Source organism: Agrobacterium sp. CNPSo 3708 (assembly GCF_028674915.1).
GTDB classification, from domain to species: Bacteria; Pseudomonadota; Alphaproteobacteria; order Rhizobiales; family Rhizobiaceae; genus Agrobacterium; species Agrobacterium cavarae.
In genome coordinates this window covers 1-20492 of the sequence record NZ_JAQZSF010000010.1, presented here as the reverse complement: position 1 = coordinate 20492, position 20492 = coordinate 1, and the positions used below count along the sequence as shown (strand labels likewise).

The 20492-nt window shown below is 57.3% G+C and carries 17 protein-coding genes; 13 read left to right on the top strand and 4 right to left on the bottom strand.

What is annotated here, in order from left to right; all coding sequences use genetic code 11:
* Nucleotides 1-25: 25 nt before the first annotated feature.
* Entirely contained in the window at nucleotides 26-2008 is a 1983-nt protein-coding gene (locus PVA19_RS20025; protein ID WP_274103945.1) for a putative bifunctional diguanylate cyclase/phosphodiesterase, read from the bottom strand.
* Between the two features lie 312 nt (nucleotides 2009-2320).
* Between PVA19_RS20025 and PVA19_RS20020 the strand changes: the two genes are divergently transcribed.
* The 3 genes from PVA19_RS20020 (at nucleotide 2321) to PVA19_RS20010 (ending at nucleotide 4999) form a co-directional block, all read left to right on the top strand.
* Nucleotides 2321-3364, top strand: a complete 1044-nt coding sequence (locus PVA19_RS20020) for a class I SAM-dependent methyltransferase (RefSeq protein WP_274103944.1) — start codon at nucleotides 2321-2323, stop codon at nucleotides 3362-3364.
* A gap of 191 nt (nucleotides 3365-3555) precedes the next feature.
* Nucleotides 3556-3996 carry a DoxX family protein gene (locus PVA19_RS20015; protein WP_274104031.1) on the top strand — a complete coding sequence of 147 codons (441 nt, stop codon included), beginning with the start codon at nucleotides 3556-3558 and terminating at the stop codon, nucleotides 3994-3996.
* A 181-nt stretch (nucleotides 3997-4177) separates the two neighbouring features.
* Entirely contained in the window at nucleotides 4178-4999 is an 822-nt protein-coding gene (locus tag PVA19_RS20010; protein WP_062600648.1) for a bifunctional allantoicase/(S)-ureidoglycine aminohydrolase, read from the top strand.
* Nucleotides 5000-5150: 151 nt separating this feature from the next.
* On the opposite strand, the gene PVA19_RS20005 is transcribed toward PVA19_RS20010, so the two are convergent.
* The 3 genes from PVA19_RS20005 to treY form a co-directional block, all read right to left on the bottom strand.
* Entirely contained in the window at nucleotides 5151-5945 is a 795-nt protein-coding gene (locus PVA19_RS20005; RefSeq protein WP_062423505.1) for a hypothetical protein, read from the bottom strand.
* 477 nt (nucleotides 5946-6422) lie between these two features.
* Nucleotides 6423-7622, bottom strand: a complete 1200-nt coding sequence (locus PVA19_RS20000; RefSeq protein ID WP_274103943.1) for an MFS transporter — start codon at nucleotides 7620-7622, stop codon at nucleotides 6423-6425.
* Between the two features lie 193 nt (nucleotides 7623-7815).
* Nucleotides 7816-10344 carry a malto-oligosyltrehalose synthase gene (treY, locus tag PVA19_RS19995; protein ID WP_274103942.1) on the bottom strand — a complete coding sequence of 843 codons (2529 nt, stop codon included), beginning with the start codon at nucleotides 10342-10344 and terminating at the stop codon, nucleotides 7816-7818.
* 246 nt (nucleotides 10345-10590) lie between these two features.
* On the opposite strand from treY, the gene treZ reads away from it, so the two are divergent.
* The 10 genes from treZ to PVA19_RS19945 all read left to right on the top strand — a co-directional run bounded on the left by treZ (nucleotide 10591) and on the right by PVA19_RS19945 (nucleotide 20333).
* Nucleotides 10591-12372: a malto-oligosyltrehalose trehalohydrolase gene (gene treZ / locus PVA19_RS19990; protein WP_274103941.1), complete on the top strand. Its 1782-nt coding sequence runs from the start codon at nucleotides 10591-10593 to the stop codon at nucleotides 12370-12372.
* Nucleotides 12373-12744: 372 nt separating this feature from the next.
* Nucleotides 12745-13836, top strand: a complete 1092-nt coding sequence (rutA, locus tag PVA19_RS19985; protein WP_116492483.1) for a pyrimidine utilization protein A — start codon at nucleotides 12745-12747, stop codon at nucleotides 13834-13836.
* Nucleotides 13833-14570 carry a pyrimidine utilization protein B gene (gene rutB / locus PVA19_RS19980; RefSeq protein WP_062423500.1) on the top strand — a complete coding sequence of 246 codons (738 nt, stop codon included), beginning with the start codon at nucleotides 13833-13835 and terminating at the stop codon, nucleotides 14568-14570. The genes rutA and rutB overlap by 4 nt, the downstream gene beginning before the upstream one ends.
* Before the next feature lie 18 nt (nucleotides 14571-14588).
* The gene (rutC, locus tag PVA19_RS19975) at nucleotides 14589-14978 is read left to right on the top strand and encodes a pyrimidine utilization protein C (RefSeq protein ID WP_274103940.1); all 390 of its coding nucleotides are present in this window, start codon (nucleotides 14589-14591) and stop codon (nucleotides 14976-14978) included.
* A 5-nt stretch (nucleotides 14979-14983) separates the two neighbouring features.
* A complete protein-coding gene (rutD, locus tag PVA19_RS19970; RefSeq protein WP_274103939.1) occupies nucleotides 14984-15760 on the top strand; it encodes a pyrimidine utilization protein D in 777 nt (258 codons plus the stop codon).
* 248 nt (nucleotides 15761-16008) lie between these two features.
* Nucleotides 16009-17046 carry an NAD(P)-dependent alcohol dehydrogenase gene (locus PVA19_RS19965; RefSeq protein ID WP_116492938.1) on the top strand — a complete coding sequence of 346 codons (1038 nt, stop codon included), beginning with the start codon at nucleotides 16009-16011 and terminating at the stop codon, nucleotides 17044-17046.
* A gap of 131 nt (nucleotides 17047-17177) precedes the next feature.
* Nucleotides 17178-17606 carry a MerR family transcriptional regulator gene (locus PVA19_RS19960; protein WP_274103938.1) on the top strand — a complete coding sequence of 143 codons (429 nt, stop codon included), beginning with the start codon at nucleotides 17178-17180 and terminating at the stop codon, nucleotides 17604-17606.
* A complete protein-coding gene (locus PVA19_RS19955; protein WP_274103937.1) occupies nucleotides 17542-17958 on the top strand; it encodes a carboxymuconolactone decarboxylase family protein in 417 nt (138 codons plus the stop codon). The genes PVA19_RS19960 and PVA19_RS19955 overlap by 65 nt, the downstream gene beginning before the upstream one ends.
* Nucleotides 17959-18085: 127 nt before the next feature.
* Nucleotides 18086-19165 carry a D-TA family PLP-dependent enzyme gene (locus PVA19_RS19950; RefSeq protein WP_274103936.1) on the top strand — a complete coding sequence of 360 codons (1080 nt, stop codon included), beginning with the start codon at nucleotides 18086-18088 and terminating at the stop codon, nucleotides 19163-19165.
* 76 nt (nucleotides 19166-19241) lie between these two features.
* Entirely contained in the window at nucleotides 19242-20333 is a 1092-nt protein-coding gene (locus PVA19_RS19945) for an acyltransferase family protein (protein ID WP_443111653.1), read from the top strand.
* Nucleotides 20334-20492: the final 159 nt, after the last annotated feature.

Below are 20492 nucleotides of genomic sequence, written 5' to 3'. Positions count from 1 at the left end.
CGGGCTCGAAGCAAAAAGATCCGGACTATCGCGCACCCTTCACGCCATTCGCCCCCGACACCTCGAAGGCATCGGCAGTGACTGGGCGGCCGACGAAGTAGCCTTGTACGTGGTCGATCCGGAACTGGTGCATCAGGTCCAATTGCTCGACGGTCTCCACACCCTCGACCAGGATTTTAGGTCCGCGGTTGCGGATGAGGCCGATGATGTCCTTCAACATCATTCGGCCCCGAGGCGTCGCGCCGTCATGCAGGAAGGACTTGTCGACCTTGACGGTGTCGAAATCGATCAGTCTCAGCCAGGAGAGACCGGCAAAGCCAGTGCCGAAATCGTCCAGCCACATCTTGATTCCGAGCATCCTCAGATCGCTGATGCAGCGCAGGACGTCCGAATCCATGTCCATCTCGAGACCTTCGGTGATTTCGAGAGCCAGTTGCCCGCCTGAAATTCCGAGTTCTCCCAAAATGGCAGCGACTGAGGTGGCAAAACCCGGGCGCTTGAGCTGGATGGGGGAGACGTTGACGCTGACGACCTGCACCTTGCCGGTTTGCAGCATCTGCTGGCAGGCGGTTCGGATCGCCCAAAGGCCGAGATCGGTAATCTTGCCGATCCGCTCCGCTATGGGGATGAAGATGCTGGGGGGAACCTGCGTGCCGTCCAGCAGTCTGAGGCGCATCAGGGCTTCGGCCGCCTGGACACGATCGGTCACGAGGCTGCGGATCGGCTGATAGACCAATGAAACGAGATCCTGCTGAATGGCAATATCCAACAGGGCGGCGACATTTTCCGTATCGTCGCTGGTCAGTGGATCGTCGGGGTCGAAGAGCTTGATCCGGTTGCGCCCGCTTTCCTTGGCAAGATAGAGCGCCCGGTCGGCCTCGTGGATCACGCGCTCTAGTTTCGACATCGGGATCGGGCGTGCATAGGATACCCCAACGCTAACGGTGATGACGGAGGTGCCATCGCGTCGGCGTTCATGAGCGAGACAAAGATTTTCGACCGTGCGGCGGAGAAGCTCGGCAACCTGTTCGATCTCCTGATGCGTTTTATAGCGCATCAGCGTGATGAACTCTTCTCCACCATAGCGCCCCACCACGGCATCGTAGTCGCTCATTGCTGCCTGGAGTGTATGGGCAACCTGGACGAGACAGCGATCGCCCTCCTGATGACCGTAATAATCGTTGTATTTCTTGAAGAAATCGACGTCGATAAGAAAGACCGCGAAACTCCGCTTCGAGGTGATCCAGTCGCTCCAGAGGCGGCGCAAATGTGCGTCGACAGCGCGCCTGTTGGCAACGCCGGTCATCGGGTCGGTATTGGAAAGCCTTAACAAGGCTTCGCCGCGATCGTCGGCCTCACGCTGGCGAACCTTCGCCTCGACAGTGCTTACGAAGACGCGGGTGCGCTCCCGATTGAGGCGCCAGTTCACATAGGAGGTGAAGCTGAAGCAGGCGAGATAGAAGGTGCCGAACGCGATCTGATAATAGATGTCCTTGTGCAGGGAGCTCAGCGCCACGAAAAAGATCACGAGGATGACGCCGGACGCAAACAGCGAGAGCGCAAAGTTGAAGGTGAAAAACAGGTTCGCGCCCATCATGAAGATCGCGCCGAAGACCATGTAGTAGGACATGTTGATGGTGTAGGCCGTCATCATCGCAGGCAGCAGCCAGCCAAGATAACCGCAGACCAGCGCCGCAGCGCAGGTCACATCCATGAGGTCGGTTCTCGTTTCCACTCTCACCTGGGTTTCCAGGATCAGCAGGGCAGCAATGCCAACGACGAAGCGAGCAAATGTCGTGTGAACGGAGACATCCGGAACGAGAAGCACATCTGTGACTGAAAACAGCAGATAGATCAGAACGGCAACCCAAAGACCCTTACGGATTGCCACTCGGCGTTTGACGTCGGCCTCTTCGAAGAAGTGCTGCCGCACGAGCGTCTCGGCGCCGGTGCGAGATGCATCCGCCTGCAGATCGAGCTCCACACTATGTGCCAAACTGTGCTTCATGCACGTTCCTAAAGTTGTACGAATTTTCAGCGAGCGATCATGCTCACCTGATAAATTCCAATGCTCGGTCTGCTTCACCCCCTACCGTCCGTCCTCTCCCTTTGCGGGAACGGGGAAGCTTGCGCAATATTCATACTCGCATGCCGATTAAGTTTGTTTGAATCCTACTCGCGTAATTTTAGTCATTAGTCATACCTTAATAGTTAAGTCCTAGAAAAGAATTCCTCTTCGCTGCTTCTCCAATCGTCGGTGCCGCGCTGGCACTCCGCCGATTAATCTAGTATTAACAATGGCTTATAAGGGGATTTCTTAGTGGCTCGAAACAATCGTATCGCGCTGGACGGGCAAAGCCTGGTCACGCCGGATTCAGTTTCAAAGGAACTGCTGACACAGAATGAAAGCAACTCGCAACGCGATCTTGCTGTTGCGGAAGCAGAAGTGGCACTTATTCTCAACCTGGCACACCAACAGTTTCTTGCCGGTGGCGCGCCTGCAACCATAATACACGCGGTTGCTGGCAGGCTGCATCAAATGCGTAGAAAATACGACTATAGCGTGTGGACTGAGCTTCTGCCGCTCATCCAGCATCATCCTGTTGCCGATTACTTCCTCGAAGATCCCTTTACCCGATGGTCCTTCGAAAAGCCGCGCGGTTATTCCGGCGATGCGCAGCTTCTGGACTTCATCTACGGCCACGACAGTGTTGCCGACCCTCTTGCAGCGGCCTCTCCTCTGGGAACCGCCCTCTATGACTATACCCGCGAAGCGTCATCCTCCGTCGCAGTTCGCGAGCGGCGCGATATTCTGACGCGTTACGTCGATGACATTGCGCAGGAGAAAGGGTCGGAGACCGAGATCCTCACGATCGCAGCCGGTCATTTGCGCGAGGCAAACCGCTCGCAAGCGCTTGCCTCGAAGGGGATCAAGCGCTGGGTTGCTCTCGATCAGGACCCCTTAAGCATCGGCTCCATTGCGCGCGACTTTGCCGGCACGTGCGTCGAAGCTGTCGACGGTTCGGTCAAAGATCTTCTTGCCGGCTCCCACGATCTTGGACAATTCGACTTCGTCTATGCCGCAGGTCTTTATGATTATCTGACGGATAAGGTGGCAATCAAGCTGACGAATAGATGCCTCGATATGCTCAAACCCGGCGGCACCTTCCTCTTCGCCAATTTCGCCGAAGACATTGCCGTCGATGGCTACATGGAATCCTTCATGAACTGGACGCTGCTTCTGCGCAGCAAGGCGGATATGTGGAAGATCATCAATGCCAGCATCGCTCCGTCCCTTGCTGAGAGCGAGGTCTTCCATGGGCAGAACCACAACATTGTCTATGGCGTGATCAGAAAGCTCTGAAAATCCAAATGACCTCACCGTTTCGATGAGAAGAAGGGTAAGGCTATTTTAGCCGTCCTAGTTCAGATCGACGAGCGATAGTAATGTTCGTCGATCTGAGTCATCGAGTGTGACCAATACAGCGACCCTCCAAATGGTCGCGCCTATTATCCCTTGATACTTGGCTTGTTAGTTATCCAAGCCCAGTATTGGTGATTGTCGCGCTCACCATAATCTGTAAGATTTCATCTCGGGGCACATTATCTTCTGAGGGGGTGATTATGATGGTTTGGGCGGGACGCGTCATTTCGGCGCTCGTTGTTCTTTTTTTGCTTGTCGATGCTTACACAGGGCTGTTTGCGGCACAGACGCTGAAGGCGGAGATGGATGCCACGGGCTTTCCTCCCAACCTTGTGCCCGCCATCGGAATCATCGCGCTGATTTGCGGCGTCCTCTACGCTATCCCGGCCACCTCGGTGATCGGCGCGGTTCTGACGACAGCCTTTCTCGGCGGCGCGATCTGCACCCACTTTCGCGTCGGAGAGATTTTGAGCCCTCCTCAGATCGTTTGTCTGGTGGTGGGCGTTGCCGCCTGGGCAGGGCTTTATTTTCGCGATAGCCGCGTGAGGCAGCTCATGCCTTTCAAAATCTGAGGCAACGAGATTTCCGGCTTCGAGCGAGCGAGCTATCGCATCTCACGGCGCAATCTCCGTGCTTCAAAAAATCGAAGAAGTCTGGAAATCGCGCTGGCGAGTGGAACGATTGCGGGGTAATCCTAGCTGTGAACAGGCCACGCGATGCTTGCGGCTCGATATAAAATCTTTGGAGTGCATGATGGAAAAGAAGCGTTACTACTCTGATTTTGGCGGGTTGCCAGGGCAGACGGAGCTGCTTTCCAGCAAAGCGGTGTTCACCACCGCCTATGCGGTCATTCCAAAGCGGGTCATGTCCGACATCGTCACCAGCGTGTTGCCGCACTGGACCGATACGCGCGCCTGGATCATCGCCCGGCCGATGACCGGATTCTCCGAGACTTTCGCACAGTATATCATGGAAGTGCAGCCGGGCGGTGGAAGCGACAAGCCGGAGCCGGATGCGCGCGCCCAGGCGGCGATCTTCATGGTCGATGGCGAGATGACGATCACCTTCGAAGGCCAGGAGCACGCTCTTCGCTCGGGCTCGTTTGCCTACATCCCGGCGGGAAGCCAATGGTCGCTGCGAGCCAAGGGCGGCTCGGCTGCGAAATTCCACTGGGTTCGCAAGGTTTTCGACAAGGTCGAAGGACTTGAGTTGCCGCCAGCCATCTTCACGCATGAAGACGAGCATGAACTCTCCGCCATGCCGGACACCGACGGCAAGTGGGCAACCACCCGCTTCATCGATCCGGCGGATGGCCGTTACGACATGCATCTCAACATCGTCACCTTCGAACCCGGCGCGACCATTCCTTTCATGGAAACTCACGTCATGGAGCACGGCCTTTTCGTGCTCGAAGGCAAGGCGGTCTATCGCCTCAACGATGATTGGGTGGAAGTCGAAGCGGGCGACTTCATGTGGCTTCGTGCTTACTGCCCGCAGGCCTGCTACGCCGGTGGCCCAGGCCGTTTCCGCTATCTTCTCTACAAGGACGTCAACCGTCACGTGAAGCTGTGGTAATCGTCGCAGCATCGTCCTGAAAGCCCGGTGACGTTTAAGATCAAGGCTCAGGAGCGCGCCCATAGAGAATGGGTGCGCTCTGTCTGCTTTGAGCTAGTGCATTCTGCTTTCCCAAAATCGTCTCCGATTTTGGGCGGATGCCGTAGGGGTCTCAGCCAGGCAGCTGGATGTCCATCCCGCCGATTCCTTCCCAGCGAGCGGTGATCCGCGTCGCTTCGCCAAGGCGGATCATCCCGCACAGGCTTCCGGTGGTGATCACCTGACCACGCTTCAACCCGCCTAAGTGATCGTTCTGCGCATTGGCGTAAGCGAGGAGAGGTCCAACCGGGTCCATTTGCGGATGCGCCGGGATGGCGCCGAAGAGAACGTCTTCTTCCGCCTCGACCATGAGCGGCGGCAGGTTCGGATCCTGAAGGGCAAGGGCTTCCATGACGGATGCTTCGATCGCCGGTCCGAGGACGAAGGAATGGTTGGCAAGCCTGTCGGCGAGAAACAGCGGAAAGGGCACGCGGTTTTCTTCCGTCAACCGATAGCTGACGAACTCTGCGCCGAGATTGATGGATTCGACCGCTTTCAGGATCGTCTCACGCGTATAGGTCTCGCCGAGCGGCAGCGCGGGCAGATCCTCGGCAAGCACGAAGCAGACTTCGATTTCGATGCCGACGGCACCGGGCTTCGGGACTGTCAGCGTGCTGTCCTGCACCTCGTCATAAAGATCGAGCAGAGGGGCGGCGACCGGGCGACCATTGTTCAGACCAAGCTTCCAGCCGGCGACGTCCTTGCCGATCGTTCCGACAGCCAGCGCCTGAACAGCCATGGCGCTATCGATCGTCGGCGGGATGAGGTCTCGGCTTTCGAGCTTCTCGGCGCTGATGGACGACTGTCGTGCTTCCGCTTCAGCCAGAATCATACCGAGTCTGATATTCGCTTCCGTGATCGTCGTCATATATTTCCCCGCAGGTCCGGCTTTCACAGCTTCATTACAGGCAAATCTCACGCTGACAAGAGAACGGCGCAAGCGCTGGGAAACAAAAGGCCGGTCGTCAACACAATATTAAGCATGAAGTTACGTCGGTCTACAGGCCAGTCACGGATAAACCGTAGACGCTAATACAGCTTCTCCTGTTTCTTGTCGCAGTAACGATCTGAATATTTTCAAGCATCTACCGCCAGGAAGTCCTCAACATAAAGAGGCTGGTCGCCAGCTTTCACACTCTGATCATCTGGCTAACTTCGGAAGATGTGGCTCTGAGGACCCGGGGCAAGACCTGGAGGGTTTGATCTTGAAAAATGCCGCAGGCTTAAGGTGCCGCGCGTTCGATTGGACGCGCAGCACTGTACCTCTTTGATTTGACGCATCGGCCCGAAAATCGAGTCGGATTTTCGGGCCGATGCAGTAGAGACAGCGGGCGGCTTCTTCAAGTCAGATACGGCGGCCGGGCAGTTGCGGCAGAAGAACGGTCAGCAGGCCCAGAAGCGGAAGATACGAGCAGATTTGATACACAAATTCTATGCCCTGCCGATCGGCGAAGACGCCAAGGACCGCGGCACCAATCCCGCCGAAGCCGAAGGCAAAGCCGAAAAACATGCCGGCAATCAACCCCACGCGACCGGGTACCAGTTCCTGAGCGAAAACGACGATCGCGGAAAAGGCAGACGAGAAGATGAAGCCGATGACGACCACCAGGACCGCTGTCCAGAGGAGGTTGGCATAGGGCAGGATCAGGGCAAAGGGTATGACGCCGAGGATCGAGAACCAGATAACGACGCGAGAGCCAAAACGGTCGCCGATCGGGCCGCCAAAGAAGACGCCGGCAGCGGAAGCGCCGAGGAACAGAAACAGCAGGATTTGCGCATTCTGCACCGATACACCGAACTTCTCGATGGTGAAGAAAGTGAAGTAGCTGGAAATGCTGGCAAGATAAGCGTTTTTCGTCGCGGTCAGAACCACGAGAACGGCAAGCGTCATCAACACCTTGTTGCGGGGCAGCGGCAACTCACGGCTGACAGGTCGTTTTCCTGCCGCACTGCGCCGATGGCGGCTGTACCAGATACTGACCCATGACAGGATGGCAAAGCCGGTGAGCGCAATGATCGAAAACCAGCTGAGAACCTCCTGGCCTCTCGGAATGACGATGAAGGCCGCAAGCAGCGGTCCGATTGCGGTGCCCGTATTGCCGCCCACCTGGAAGAAGGATTGTGCCAGACCGTGGCGTCCACCGGAGGCGACGCGCGCCACTCGGGAGGCTTCGGGGTGAAAGATCGCCGAGCCGACGCCGATCAGGCAGGCGCCAAGCACCAGAACCGGGAAACTATGGGCATAGGCAAGTGTGATCAGGCCCGTGCAGGTGGAGAGCATCGCGGCTGGAAGCGAGAATGGCATGGGCCACTTGTCCGTCGCGACACCGACAGCCGGCTGCAACAGCGACGCCGTCACCTGGAAGGCGAAGGTCAAAAGCCCGATCTGCCCGAAGTCGAGCGCATAATTGGCTTTGAGCAGCGGATAAAGCGATGTCAGCAGCGACTGCATGATGTCGTTCAGCATGTGGCAGAAGCTTGCCGCTGCGATGATGGAAAAGGTCGTTACTTCGGGGGGGAAGCCGGGATTGGTCACTCTGGCCATGAGGGGATCTCCAAACACGCGCTTGCACGCGTTTGCCTCTTCTGAGAGTTCGGGCCCTCGTGTTCAAGGTCAAATTTCCGGATTTCGTGTATTTTAGGAAATTAAGATTTGCCTAAGGCATCTTTTTCCTCAGCCAGACTGATCGCGAACGCAGCTTCGGTTTTGAAAGCCGAAGCTGCGATTGGTTCGATGATCAAACCGTCCTGAAAACCAGGAAAGGGTGACCTTCATCGGACGCGACCAATTTCAGAATATCGCTCGTTTCGATCTGATCTTCCGTCCACACGTTTCGGAGCCGCTTGTTTTTCAGCGCCGCCGGAAGGTCTACGGTAGCGTCGCCAAGCGTTGGCGGAAGGGATCGACCCTCGCCATCGCCAAGCGTGAAGCGTGGGAGAACGACGAGCACGGCTTTCTCACCGTTCACTCTTGCAAAGGCGATCAGCTTCCCGCCGGACCCGGTTGTGGCCTCAAGCGGCACATAGTCCCCGTCGTTGAAGAGGTCAGGCTCCGATTGCCGAAGGCGGAGCAGCGCGGCGGTGACATATTGCTTCAGCGAACCGTCATACCAGGCGGAGATATCGGCCGCATCCGGCTTGCGTCCTTCTGCCAGTCGTTTTGACAGGGTGTCATAATCCGGCTCGCGGCGATTGTCCGGATCGACAAGGCTGAAATCGAAGCCTTCGCTTCCCTGATAGATATCAGGGATTCCGGGCGCCATGAGCTTGATGATCGTCTGGGTAAGGCCGTTTGCAAGCCCGGCCTCGATGAAGGGTTTTATGGTCTCGGCAAAGCGCGTCAGGAAATCTTTGTTGTCTTTCGAAAAGAGGTGCGAGGCATAGGCCAGAACAGCCTCTTCATACGCCTCGTTGGAGTCACCCCAGTCGGTCCTAAGTTTTGCCTCACGCAGCGCTTTCTCCAGATAGGTAAGGAAGCGATCCCTCAACGCCTCGACCGCGTTTTCGTCATCGGCGTCGAAGCGCGGAGGAAGAAAGCCGGCCAGCGCCTGGTAAATCATCCACTCGACTTCAGGCTCAGGAGCAGGGCCATCTGTAAGCTGCTGAACAGCCTTGGCATTCGTTGCACGCCATTCCTCAACGGCTGCAATCCACACTTCGGGCGCTTCCGACAGCGCATAGAGGCGGGCTCTCGCATCTTCGCCACGCTTCGTGTCGTGGGTGGAGGTGCTTGAAATCCCCATGGGCTGCCGTTCCTTGCGGATCCGCATTTCCTCATGAAAATGATCGAGAGAAAAATCAGGCTGGATAGGCTCAGCGCCGACTTCATTCAGGCCAAGCAGCATATTGTGACGGAAAAACAGCGTATCCTCGATGGACTTCGCCATGATCGGGCCTGTCAATTGCTGGAATTTGGTACGGAAAATCACCGCATCCTGCGCCGCAGAGGTTGGCACATCGCCCTTGAGGATGCCGTTGATCAAGGCAAGCGCCTCGATCGAGACGGTATGGCCAGCGTCCCTAATGGCTTCAATGACCTGATCGAGGAGCGCCTTGTCGTCCGCGCGCATGCCCTCAGGTGTTCCGTAGGTGCGGTAGACCGGGAAGGCGATCAGCATTTCGCTAAGCGCGTCTTTCAGCTCACTTTCCGTTGTAGGGCGTCCTGCTTGCTCGGCAATCTTGGCTGCCAGTTTCACCAGGACAGTGACCTCACCCTCGAAGTTCCTGCTGACCATCAAGAGCTTTGCAGCGCGCAACTGCTCCTTCGCATCGACCCGTTTCTCTCCGAGGCCTTCATAGGCGGATTGCAACACCTTAAGTTTCGCGCCATCCACAAAGGCATGGCTGAGGGCAGCAACGAACTCGTAGCCGGTCGTACCAGAAACCGGCCAGTCGGCTGGCAGCTGTTCGCCCTCGCCTAAGATTTTCTCGACGACGATATAGCAGTCCGGTCCTGCGGCTTGCCGCAGCCGGTCGAGATATCCCTTCGGATCCGCAAGACCATCGATGTGGTCGAGACGCAGACCCTGGACGGCGCCGCTGCGCACCAGTTCGAGGATCAGCCGATGACTATCCTCGAAGACCGCCTCGTCTTCCACCCGCACGCCAGCAAGTCCCGTGACCTCAAAAAAGCGTCGATAGGACAGGTCACGCGCCGCATCCCGCCAGGACATCAGCCGGTAGGGCTGATGCTCATGCAGTTGTGAAAGCGAGGCCTTGTCCGAAATCTTCAAAATCTCGTCTTCACGCCCGTCATATGTGGCCGGGTTCAGCGGAAAGAAGGATTCGAAGTAAGCCAAACTTGGCTTGCCCGTCTTGGGATCGGGCTTGACGGCCAGGTCGCCCGCCTCCAGCACAGCCTCAAAATCATCGCCGAGAACCGGCAACGTCAAGCGCCGCGACCAGTCGATATCGAAATGGCGCGCATATCGGCTTTCCGCGCCATGCTCGACCACATCCTTCCACCAAGGCGTCTCAAGCGATGCTGCCATGTGATTGGGAACGATATCGAGAATGAGACCGAGCCCCGCATCCTTCAACGTCTCGACCATGCGGTCGAAGCCAGCACGGCCGCCGATCGCGGGATCGATCTCATTCGCGTCGGTGACATCGTAGCCATGTGTCGATTCCGATGTCGCCGTGAAAATCGGTGACGCATAAAGATGGCTGATCCCGAGCGTTTTCAGATAGGGAACGAGCGCGCTCGCCCGATCGAAGGTCATGCCGTTGCGGAATTGCAGGCGATAGGTGGCGGTCGGAAATTTCATGCGACAATCCCAAAAGTGGCCGCTGCTTTGGCCGGTGAAAGCTGGTGAGAGAACAGTCGATGGCTTCGACGTTCTGGTCCCGAAGAGCTGTGAAGCGCTGCGCAAACTGCGCTTGTGGGCGAGTAGTTCCACCAGAGGAGTCGCTTTGCGCGATGTCGAACAGGCAGTGAGAAATTCAGGAAATGCTCGTGAACTTTTTTCACGAAGTTCGGTTTGATGCAGTGCACAACAGCATGAGGGTCTTCGGTGGTTCACACATTCGATTTTGGTCCAGCCATTTCCGATCAGGATATCGAGTTTCGCCTTTGGGCACCTTTGCATGATGAGGTGCTGCTCAACATCGAAGGTGCAACGCCGGAGACGATGAAGCGGGACAATGAGGGCTGGCATCGGCTGCGCAAGCCGAGAGCTCAGGCCGCACTACGATACAGCTTTACTCTGCCGGATGGCCTGGAGGTTCCAGATCCCGCCTCACGCTTTCAACCGCGCGACGTCCATGGTCAAAGTGAGGTCGTCGATCTGTCGAGCTTCCCATGGAAGAGCGCCAACTGGCACGGACGACCTTGGGAGGAGATCATTATCTATGAACTCCACATCGGCACCTTCACCAAAGAAGGGACGTTCCAAGGCGCGATCGCCCATCTCGATCATCTGCGTGATCTCGGCGTCACGGCGATCCAGATAATGCCTGTCGCGGATTTTCCAGGTGGCTATAATTGGGGCTATGACGGCGTCATGCCCTACGCGCCGGACAGCAGCTACGGCCGTCCGGAAGATTTGATGGGGCTTGTCGATGCCGCCCATGAGCGCGGGCTCTGTGTCTTCCTCGATGTCGTTTACAATCACTTTGGCCCGGACGGCAATTACATGCCCAATTACGCGCCGCTCTTCTCGCCGCATCACGAGAACCCGTGGGGACAGGGCCTCAACTATGATGATGAGCAATCCGAGCATGTGCGCGAATTCATCATTCAGAATGCCGTCTATTGGGTAACGCAATTCCGGTTCGATGGCTTAAGGCTTGATGCCGTTCATGCGATCGTTGACGACAGCGACGAACACCTTTTGAGCGAACTTGCCCGCCGTGTTCGTGCCGCCGTAACTGACCGCCACATTCATCTGATCGTCGAGAACGAAGAGAATGACAGCGATCTCTTGAGCCGTGATGAGGAGGGAAAGCCGGAGCGTTTTACCGCGCAATGGAATGACGATATCCACCATGTGCTCCATATCGCAGCGACGGGTGAGACCTTCGGTTACTACAAGGCCTATTCGGGCGATGACGACAAGATCGGTCGCGCCCTAGCCGAAGGCTTCGCCTTTCAAGGCGAGCATATGCCCTACCGCGACGAGGAGCGCGGCAAGCCGAGCGCTCACCTGCCGCCAACAGCCTTTATCTCCTTCATTCAAAATCACGATCAGATCGGCAACCGGGCGCTCGGCGACAGGATGCAGACCTATGCTCCTGAAGCGGCACTCAAGGCGATCACCGCGATCTATCTGCTCGCGCCGCAAATCCCCATGCTGTTCATGGGGGAGGAGTGGGGCTCGCGCGATCCCTTCCGCTATTTCTGTGACTTCAACGAAGACTTGAACCAGAAGGTGAGGGATGGGCGCCGCGAGGAATTGTCTCGCCTGCCGGGCTTCGACGGCGAGAATGTGCCCGATCCGACCGCAAGGGAAACCTTTATAGCCAGCAAGCTCGACTGGTCGAAGGTTGGAGATGAAAAAGCGACCGAGCTGCTCAGCTTCTACAAGACGCTGCTCGACCTGCGGAAACGGCACATCGTGCCGCTGCTGACGAAGATCGTCCCCGATACAACGCACTACGATGTCAGGGATGGCATTGTTACGGTCGACTGGGGAATGGAGGACGGAGCAACGCTTCGACTGATCGCCAATCTTTCCGGAAAGAACGGTGAGACCGAGACCGACGCGACAACAGGCGGCGAGCTTTTCAGCCTTGGAACCATCAGCGCGAAGGCCATATCGCCATGGGCTGTCCACTGGACCTTACAGCCAGCTTGATTGAGACGTCAGGCGGTTTCAACGCCTGACAATCATCCACTTTACAAAGGCCGTGAAGCAGCAGCCTCCGCTGCCTCGAACCTGCGTGGCTTGCAATCGACAATACCGATAGCCAAGCATGCAATATTTTCGGTTGATCTTTGCGTCCAGTCGGGTGAGCATCCCTCTTTCGGGCCAATTTGCCGATTGCGCGATAGGCCCATTGGCCCACGATTCATTGATCTATTTCAGCCGAGGGGAACGAGAAGACTTAAACAATCTGTCGTCGAAATAGTCGATCCGCCGGGGCTTGAGGCTGATGCCACATCTATGCCGTCCCCGGTGCTGCAAGTCACAGAGCATTATCGGTAGAGTTCGAAGAAGGACATATTTATGGAAATTGGAGTCTTTATCCCGATTGGAAACAATGGCTGGCTGTTGTCGGAGAATGCGCCGCAATACAAGCCAAGCTTCGAGCTGAACAAAGAGATCACCCTCAAGGCTGAGAAATACGGTTTCGATTTCGCCTTGTCGATGATCAAGCTTCGCGGCTTTGGGGGGAAGACCGAGTTCTGGGATCATAATCTCGAATCCTTCACGCTGATGGCAGGTCTTGCCGCCGTCACCACGCGCATCAAGCTGTTTGCCACAGCCGCCTCACTCGTCATGCCGCCGGCCATCGTCGCAAGAATGGCCTCCACCATCGACAGCATTTCCAACGGCCGCTTTGGCCTCAATCTCGTGACTGGCTGGCAGCGGCCGGAATATTCGCAGATGGGCATGTGGCCGGGCGACGAGTATTTCGGCAAGCGCTACGCATACCTTGCCGAATACGCCACGATCCTGCGCGAATTGTGGGAAAAGGGGCAGAGCGACTTCAAGGGCGAGTTCTTCCAGATGGACGACTGCCGGCTGTCGCCGCAGCCTCAGGCCGATATGAAGGTAATTTGTGCGGGCTCCTCCAATGCCGGCATGGAGTTTTCCGCCAAATATGCCGACTACAATTTCTGTTTCGGTGTCGGCGTCAATACGCCCACCGCGTTTGCGCCCGCCGCCGAGAGGCTGAGGGAAGCAACAGCCAAGACGGGCCGCGATGTATCGTCCTTCGTGCTCTTCATGATCATCGCCGACGAGACGGACGAGGCCGCCCGGGCGAAGTGGGAGCACTACAAGGCCGGCGCCGACGAAGAAGCGATCAAGTGGCTTGGCGTCCAGGGTGCCGCAGACACCAAATCCGGTTCGGACACCAATGTCCGGCAGATGGCCGACCCGGTGTCCGCCGTCAACATCAACATGGGAACGCTTGTCGGCTCCTACGAAACCGTAGCGCGACTGCTTGATGAGGTGCCGACCGTGCCTGGGACGGGCGGCGTGCTTCTGACGTTCGATGATTTCGTCAAGGGCGTCGAAGATTTCGGAACCAAGATCCAGCCGCTGATGGCATGCCGCAAACATGTAAAGCCCCTTCTCGAGGCGGCGGAATGAGCACCATGACAACAGGATACCAGGCACCCGCCGTTCACAGCAAAAGCGTCACATTGCCGGCCCGTCCGGAGCCGATCATGCTAAAGCCGGAAGAAACCGCTGTCGTTGTCGTCGACATGCAGAATGCCTATTCGACGGAAGGCGGCTATGTCGATCTCGCCGGCTTCGACATTTCCGGTGCCAAGGGTACGATCGATAATATCCGTAAAACCCTGGATGCGGCGCGCGCTGCCGGCGTTCAGGTGGTCTACTTCCAGAATGGCTGGGACAAGGATTATGTCGAGGCTGGCGGTCCGGGCTCTCCCAACTGGCACAAATCCAATGCGCTGAAATATATGCGCGCCAATCCGGATGCTCAGGGCAAGCTGCTTGCCAAAGGCACCTGGGATTACGCCATCGTTGATGAGCTTCAGCCGAAACCCGGCGACATCCTTGTGCCGAAGACCCGCTATAGCGGCTTCTTCAACACGCAGATGGACAGCATCCTGCGCGCCCGCGGCATCCGAAACCTCGTCTTCGTCGGCATTGCCACCAATGTCTGCGTCGAAAGCTCGCTTCGCGATGCCTTTCATCTGGAATATTTCGGCATCATGCTCGAAGACGCGACCCATCATCTCGGCCCCGATTTCATTCAGCAGGCGACTGTCTACAACGTCGAAAAGTTTTTCGGATGGGTAGCGACCGTCAATGACTTCTGTGGTGTCATCAGCCAGGCTGCGCCCGCCAATTCCTGATCGTAGAAGGACAAACTCATGCCGAAGAAGATCATCGTTCCAGAAGGCACATCGAAGCCGATTGCACCTTTTTCGCCCGGCACGCTGGCAGATGGGATCGTCTATCTCTCCGGAACGCTGCCATTCGACAAGAACAACGACGTCGTTCATGTGGGTGACGCCAGCGCCCAGACCCGCCACGTGTTGGAGACGATCAAGTCGGTGATCGAAACTGCCGGTGGCACGATGGAAGATGTGACGATGAACCATATCTTCATCACCGACTGGGCCAATTATCAGGCGGTCAATGCCGTGTATGCCGAGTACTTTCCAGGCGACAAGCCGGCGCGCTACTGCATTCAATGCGGTCTGGTGAAGCCGGATGCCCTGGTGGAAATCGCAACCGTCGCTCATATCGGCAAACCGTAAGCGCGATGCATTTCGATCTGCACGGAAGACAAGACGCAGATGCACCGACGATTATCCTGTCGTCGGGCCTCGGCGGATCGGCAAGCTACTGGGCGCCGCAGCTTGCGGCGCTATCGGACGACTATCGGATCGTTTCCTATGATCATCGCGGTTGCGGACGCACCGGTGGCGAGGTGCCAGCCGATGGCGGCATCGCGGCCATGGCGGATGATGTGCTGGAGATTGCCGAGCAACTGGGTCTCACCCGCTTCGATTTCATGGGACATGCATTGGGCGGCCTGATCGGCCTTGATCTTGCCCTTCGCAAGCCCGGAATCATCGGAAAACTTGTCCTCATCAATGCCTGGAGCAAGGCCGATCCGCATTCCGGACGGTGCTTTGATGTGCGCATCGAGCTTCTGGAAAAGTCAGGCGTTCCGGCTTTCGTCAAGGCGCAGCCTTTGTTTCTCTATCCGGCAGTCTGGATGTCGGAAAATGCGGAAAGATTGGAGGCGGAGGAGCGTCACGCCATCCATCATTTTCAGGGGCACGCCAATATCCTTCGCCGCATCGCTGCCCTGCGTGCCTTCGATGTCGACAACCGGTTACAGGATATCAAAACGGAAACGCTGGTCATCGCCACCCGCGACGATCTTCTCGTGCCTTACACGCGGTCGATCCGTCTGGCGGAGGGCTTGTCAAACAGCCAGTTGCAGCTCGTCGACTTTGGAGCCCACGCTTTCAACGTCACGGCTCCGGATGCCTTCAACGCTGCCATACTGCGCTTTTTGCGTGCCGCCTGATACTTTTTCGTTACGTGTTCGGCCGCAGCGACATCACCCCTTCCAAGAAACAGAAATGGCACAAAGGAAGGGGTTGCTTTCCGCCGCCTGACGTTTCATCACCTTCTTATAGAGCGCCGTGCGTCCTTTAGGACGCACAAAGGACGCTCTAACTTTTTGAATCTACGCATCGTGCTTTCCGAAAATCGCTTCCGATTTTCGGGCCGATGCTGTGGACGCGTGTCGCATCAAGATTGAAGGAGGAAACGATGAAGGCTCTGGTTCTGGAGGAAAAGGGAAAGCTGTCGCTTCGCGACTTCGATATTCCCGGCACGCTCGGCCCGAAAGATGTGAAAATCCGCACCCACACCGTCGGCATCTGCGGCTCGGATGTGCATTATTACACGCATGGCAAGATCGGCCATTTCGTCGTGAAGGCGCCGATGGTGCTCGGCCACGAGGCAGCCGGTACGATTGAAGAAGTTGGCGCAGAGGTCACGCATCTTAAGGTCGGAGACCGTGTCTGCATGGAGCCTGGCATTCCCGACCCGACCTCGCGTGCCGCCAAACTCGGCATCTACAATGTCGACCCCGCCGTTACCTTCTGGGCGACGCCGCCGGTTCATGGCTGCTTGACGCCGGAGGTCATTCACCCCGCCGCCTTTACCTACAAGCTGCCCGACAACGTCTCCTTCGGCGAGGGCGCCATGGTCGAGCCCTTCGCCATAGGTATGCAGGCAGCACTGAGAGCACGGATCCAGCCGGGCGATGTGGCTGTGGTCACGGGTGCCGGACCGATTGGGATGATGGTGGCGCTTGCAGCCCTTGCGGGCGGTTGCGCCAAGGTGATTGTTGCCGATCTTGCTCAGCCCAAACTTGATATCATCGGTGCCTATGACGGTATAGAGACGGTCAATATCCGCGAAGCATCCCTGCCAGATGCTGTCGCCAAGGCAACCGATGGCTGGGGCTGCGACATCGTGTTCGAATGCTCAGGCGCTGCTCCTGCCATTCTCGGCATGGCAAAGCTTGCTCGTCCGGGCGGGGCAATTGTGCTTGTCGGCATGCCGGTCGATCCAGTGCCGGTCGATATCGTCGGATTGCAGGCCAAGGAACTGCGGGTCGAGACCGTCTTCCGTTACGCCAATGTCTACGACCGCGCGCTTGCGCTTATCGGTTCCGGCAAGGTCGATTTAAAGCCGCTGATCTCGGCCACCATCCCCTTCGAAGACAGCATCGCCGGTTTCGATCGTGCGGTGGAAGCGCGCGAAACCGATGTGAAGCTGCAGATCACCATGCCGCAATGACCGGCGCGGTGCCGGGTGCCAAGCTCTTTTTGGCACCCGCTGAATTATTTCGCTCCAAAGGCCCGAATGGCTATTGACCTAGAGTGCGCTCTAACTTGTAGCTTCCTCTGCGTTATGACGATGAGGTGCTGATGAAGATCGGTGAACTGGCAGAACGCTCCGGCCTTTCGGCCTATACGATCCGCTATTACGAGCGGATCGGCTTGCTGCCCTATGCCGATCGCGACCGCTCGAGCAGGCGCGATTACGATCCCGAGATATTGATCTGGATCGAGTTTCTCGGAAGGCTGAAAACGACGGGAATGCCGATCCGGGACATGCTGCGCTATGCCGCCTTGCGAAAGCAGGGCGACACGACCGTGCCCGAACGGCAGGCGATGCTGGAAACGCATCGAGACCAGGTTCGCGATCGAGTTGCCGAACTTCAGCAGTGCCTCCTCGTCCTCGACCAAAAGATCGCCGGATATGCCGGCGAAGATCAGAGGATGACGGATGATGACGCAGCCACAGGAAAATCCAAACGAAAGCCGGCTGGAGCGCGGCAAGCGCGTACTCGCTGAGATTGATGGTGAGGCCGGAGAAAAGGTAATTGCGGCGCTCGCCGATATCGCACCGGACTTCGCGACCTATCTGTTCGAGTTTCCCTTCGGCGACATTTACAGCCGGCCCGGGCTCGATACCAAGGCAAGGGAAATCGCAACCATCGCCGCACTGACAGCCATGGGCAATGCCACGCCACAGTTGAAGGTGCACATCGAAGCGGGTCTGAATGTCGGGCTCTCGCGTGATGAGATTACCGAAATCGTCATGCAGATGGCGGTCTATGCCGGATTTCCAGCAGCGCTGAACGGGCTGTTTGCCGCCAAGTATGTCTTCGCTGCGATGGACGAGCGGAAAGCCGCGGCGGCGTGAGGGGCGACTTCAAGGGCTAAATCCGCACCAACTCACCGCGGGCGCTATTTCTCCATCTCCCTGTAGCCATGGGACAGAAAGGGATATAGCGTCCCGCCGCCGAACCAGCGTTGCCCCTGAGGATGTCATGCCCCTATCCGACCAGCAGATTGCCGAGCTCAACACGCCCGCCGTTGTCGTGGACCTCGATATCGCCAAGAAGAATATCTCCCGCTTTCAGGATTATGCCGACATCCACGGGCTGAAGGTCAGGCCGCATATCAAGACGCATAAGCTCCCGGCTGTCGCGGAAATACAGCTGGCTGCAGGGGCGGTGGGCATTACCTGCCAGAAAGTATCGGAAGCCGAGGCGATGGTCGCCGGAAGCGATGCGATCAAGGACGTGTTGATCACCTACAACATTCTCGGTGCCGCGAAGTTGAAGCAGCTGCGTACCCTAGCCAGTAAGGTTCGGCTATCGGTGGTTGCCGATAGTGCCGAGGTCGTGCAGGGTCTCTCGCAGGCCTTTGCCGATGCGCCGGAACCGCTCACCGTTCTGGTGGAGTGCAATACGGGTGCGAACCGCTGCGGCGTTCCAACGCCGGATGCTGCTGCCGAACTGGCCGTCATCATTGATCAGGCGCCGGGACTGGTATTCGGCGGATTGATGACCTATCCGGCACCTTCAGGTGAGGCTGCGGTTCAGAGCTTCATGACGGACGCCAAGCGATTGATCGAAGAGAAGGGGATTGCAGTTGCCGTCATCACCTCCGGCGGCACACCGTCGATGATGCATGCGGCGAAGGCACCGGTCGTGACGGAATATCGCCCAGGAACATACGTTTATAACGACAGATCGCTTGTGACCCGTGGCGTCTGTGGCTGGGACGAATGCGCCTTGAACGTGATTGCCACGGTCGTTTCGGTTCCGGCGGAAAACCGCGCCATCATCGATGCCGGCTCGAAAGCGCTGACGTCGGACCTTCTCGGTCTCACGGGCTATGGCCATGTTCTCGGCCGTGAGGACATCACGATCGATCAGCTGTCGGAGGAGCACGGGCGTCTTGTGACCGAAGGACCGATCGGGCTGAAGGTAGGCGACAAGCTTCGCATCGTCCCAAACCACGCCTGCGTCGTCACCAACCTGGTCGATAGCTTGACGGTGATTGGCGAAGACATGTCTGAGCCGGAAGTCTGGCCTGTCGCGGCGCGCGGCCTGATCGTCTGAGTTTTTTGCTCGAAAGGATGAACCGCAGAGAGGCTGTCGCGTTTGTGAGTTTTATTGACCTCTGAGAATTTTGATGATTGCGACGCCTCAGCCCGAACGCTTCGTTTTACTGGATGGAATTCGGGGCGTTGCAGCTGTCGCAATTGTCCACCGCCACGCGGAATTCTTTTTCGGCAGGCCGGACGCATCCAGCTATCTGGCCGTCGATCTGTTCTTCGCCCTGAGTGGTTTCGTTCTCGCACATGCCTATGGCGAAAGACTGCGAACCGGCAAAATCTCAACGCTCACTTTCATGAAGGCGCGCTTTTACCGGCTCTATCCGCTCTACATCATCGCACTTGCAATCATGGCGGCCTTCTTCGTCCTCCTCTACGCGCTTGACCTGCCAACGCCGATCGACGACCTGCACCGAAAGATCAGTCTGGGTGAACTGGCTTTTGCCTTGATCACAAGCATTCTGTTCCTGCCGGCGCCGTTTACGTTGACGCTCAATGGCGCGCTCTTCCTTGTCAGCCCGGCATGGTCCCTGTTCAACGAGCTGGTGGCCAACGTCGTCTACGCCAAGTGGGGTGCGCGCTGGAAGAGCGGGAGGATCGCAGTCGTCATCGCAGTCGCAGCGATCGGGCTGGTGGTTGCCGCCATCGAATTCGGTAAATTGCACGCAGGTTTTCGCTGGCATGAGATGTATGCCGGTATGGCACGCGTGTTCTTTTCCTTCTTCGTCGGCGTGTTGATCTATCGCTTTCATACCGGTTTTCAGATCAGGCATCAGCTCCTTGCCCTTTTGTGCCTGGCGTTCGTCTGCCTGATCCTGTTCCTGCCAATTACCAAGGAGGTTCGTCCCTTCTTCGATCTCTTCATCGTCTTCGTCGTCTGGCCAGTCTTGCTCGCCGTCGCCAGCAAGGTCGCGCCGGAAGGATGGTTGGCTGCCATCTCTTCGTTTCTGGGAACGGCCTCCTACGGCCTCTACGTGCTCCACGTTCCGTTGCTTGCATGGGTCGCTTTCCTCATGCCTTGGACGGGTACGGGGTGGATCGCCTATCCTGCCGGACTGCTTTTCACCGCATGCGCCACGACCTTTGCCTGGGTTTTGACGAGATACTTCGATCAACCGATGCAGAAACGCTTGAGGCGCAGGGTGAAGTTGGTGAACGCGACGCAGTTTTGAGTGCGCGAGCGTTTCGCCAAGCGCGAATTGGAACCGCTCTGAACGCCCAACTTTATGCCCCCTCAAAAAAACCCAATAATTACTGTCACTTACGAGAAAACGACAGATTTATGAAAAACCTCTGTTGACTTGTTTGGGGTGTGTCTCTTATAAGTCCGC

Coding starts and splice junctions, on each gene's coding strand:
- PVA19_RS20000 (WP_274103943.1), bottom strand. CDS start 7,622: ATGGCCAGAGTGACCAATCCCGGCTTCCCCCCCGAAGTAACGACCTTT.
- rutB (WP_062423500.1), top strand. CDS start 13,833: ATGAGCACCATGACAACAGGATACCAGGCACCCGCCGTTCACAGCAAA.
- PVA19_RS19950 (WP_274103936.1), top strand. CDS start 18,086: ATGCCCCTATCCGACCAGCAGATTGCCGAGCTCAACACGCCCGCCGTT.
- PVA19_RS20025 (WP_274103945.1), bottom strand. CDS start 2,008: ATGAAGCACAGTTTGGCACATAGTGTGGAGCTCGATCTGCAGGCGGAT.
- rutA (WP_116492483.1), top strand. CDS start 12,745: ATGGAAATTGGAGTCTTTATCCCGATTGGAAACAATGGCTGGCTGTTG.
- PVA19_RS19960 (WP_274103938.1), top strand. CDS start 17,178: ATGAAGATCGGTGAACTGGCAGAACGCTCCGGCCTTTCGGCCTATACG.
- PVA19_RS20010 (WP_062600648.1), top strand. CDS start 4,178: ATGGAAAAGAAGCGTTACTACTCTGATTTTGGCGGGTTGCCAGGGCAG.
- treY (WP_274103942.1), bottom strand. CDS start 10,344: ATGAAATTTCCGACCGCCACCTATCGCCTGCAATTCCGCAACGGCATG.
- PVA19_RS19955 (WP_274103937.1), top strand. CDS start 17,542: ATGACGCAGCCACAGGAAAATCCAAACGAAAGCCGGCTGGAGCGCGGC.
- PVA19_RS20005 (WP_062423505.1), bottom strand. CDS start 5,945: ATGACGACGATCACGGAAGCGAATATCAGACTCGGTATGATTCTGGCT.
- PVA19_RS19965 (WP_116492938.1), top strand. CDS start 16,009: ATGAAGGCTCTGGTTCTGGAGGAAAAGGGAAAGCTGTCGCTTCGCGAC.
- rutD (WP_274103939.1), top strand. CDS start 14,984: ATGCATTTCGATCTGCACGGAAGACAAGACGCAGATGCACCGACGATT.
- rutC (WP_274103940.1), top strand. CDS start 14,589: ATGCCGAAGAAGATCATCGTTCCAGAAGGCACATCGAAGCCGATTGCA.